Source organism: Kitasatospora sp. NPDC051705 (genome assembly GCF_044453265.1).
GTDB lineage: Bacteria > Actinomycetota > Actinomycetes > Streptomycetales > Streptomycetaceae > Kitasatospora.
Map to the genome: position 1 here is coordinate 1 of NZ_JBITCO010000063.1, position 1,794 is coordinate 1,794.

General features: G+C 74.7%; 1 pseudogene. It reads left to right on the plus strand.

Annotated elements, in window-relative coordinates:
- Window positions 1–1,794 (plus strand): annotated as a pseudogene (gene gdnG, locus ACIA8Q_RS33800) (guadinomine polyketide synthase module 3 GdnG); the annotation flags it as partial.

Consider the following 1,794-nt stretch of genomic DNA (forward strand, 5'->3'; position numbering starts at 1 on the left):
ACCGACCACACCACCCGCACCACCGCCGAACACACCCACCACCTCACCACCGAACTCCTCGCCCTCGTCCACCACCTCACCACCACCGGCACCCGCGCCCACCTCCACGTCATCACCCGACACGCCCACCCCCTCACCCCCCACGACCACCCCGACCCCGCCCACACCGCCCTCTGGGGACTCGTCCGCACCATCAACGCCGAACACCCCGAACTCCACTGCACCATCACCGACACCGACCCCCACACCACCCCCCACCACGCCCTCACCACCCACCACCCCCACAGCGCCCTCCGCGGACAAACCCGCCACACCCCCACCCTCACCCCCACCACCAACCCCACCCCCGACACCGGCGCCGTCAAGCTGGTGCTCGGCGAGTACGGCACCGCGGACGACCTGCGGGCCGAGCCGCTGGAGCGGCGGGCGCCCGGCGCGGGCGAGGTCGAGATCCGGGTGCGGGCGGCCGGCCTGAACTTCCGCGACGTGCTGATCATGCTGGGCATGATGCGGGAGCACTACGCGGACGCGTACGGCCTCGACCGGGCCGCGGACGTCCCGCTGGGCTTCGAGTGCGCGGGCGTCGTGGCCGCCGTGGGCGCCGGGGTGACCGGACTGGCCGTCGGCGATCCGGTGATCGCGATGGCCGAGGGCGGCTTCGCCGACTTCGTCACGGTCGGCGCCGGCCAGGTCGCGGCGCTGCCCGCCGGACTGACCATGGCCGAGGGCGCCACCGTCCCGCTGGCCTTCCTGACCGCCCACTACGCGCTCACCCGGCTGGCCGGGCTCCGGGCCGGCGAGCGGGTTCTGATCCACGCCGCCTCCGGCGGGGTCGGCGGCGCCGCCGTGCAGATCGCCCTGGCGCTCGGCGCGGAGGTGTTCGCCACCGCGAGCGCGTCCAAGCACGACGCGGTCCGGGCCCTCGGGGTCGCCCACGTCTTCGACTCGCGCAGCACCTCGTTCGCCGACGGGGTCGCGGCCGCCACCGGCGGGCAGGGCGTCGACGTCGTCCTCAACAGCCTGAACGGCGAGTTCATCCCGGCGGGCCTCTCCGTGCTCGCCAAGGACGGGCGCTTCGTCGAGATGGGCAAGCTGGGCATCTGGTCGCCGGAGCGGATGCGCCGGGAGCGCCCGGACGCCGGGTACTTCCCGTTCGACCTCGGGGACGACGCCGAACTCGACGCCACGCTGCTGCCCGGACTGTTCGAGGAGCTCGGGGCGATGTTCGCGGCCGGCCGGCTCCGTCCGCTGCCGGTGACGGTGTTCCCCCGGACCCGGGCGGCGCAGGCCTACACCCACATGCAGCACACCAGGCACACCGGCAAGGTCGTGCTGACCTTCGACCAGCGCGTCGAACTGTCGGGGGAGGGCGGCTACCTCGTCACCGGCGGCCTCGGCGGCCTCGGCCTGCAGGTCGCCCGCCGCCTCGCCGAACAGGGCGCCGGACACCTCGTCCTCGCCGGCCGCACCCCGCGCGACACCGAGGACGTCCGCGCCGCCGTCCGCGCCATGGAGGACGCCGGAGCCCGCGTCCACCTCCTCACCGCCGACGTCTCCCGCCCCGCCGACGTCGAACGACTCGTCGACCGGGCCCACGCCCTCGCCCCACTGCGCGGCATCGTCCACGCCGCCGGCGTCCTCGACGACGGCGTCCTCGCCGGCCAGACCCCCGAACGCTTCCACCGCGTCCTCGCCCCCAAGGTCGACGGCGCCCACGCCCTCGACCGCATCACCCGCGAACGCGGCATCCACCTCGACTTCTTCACCGCCTTCTCCTCCGTCGCCGCCCTGCTG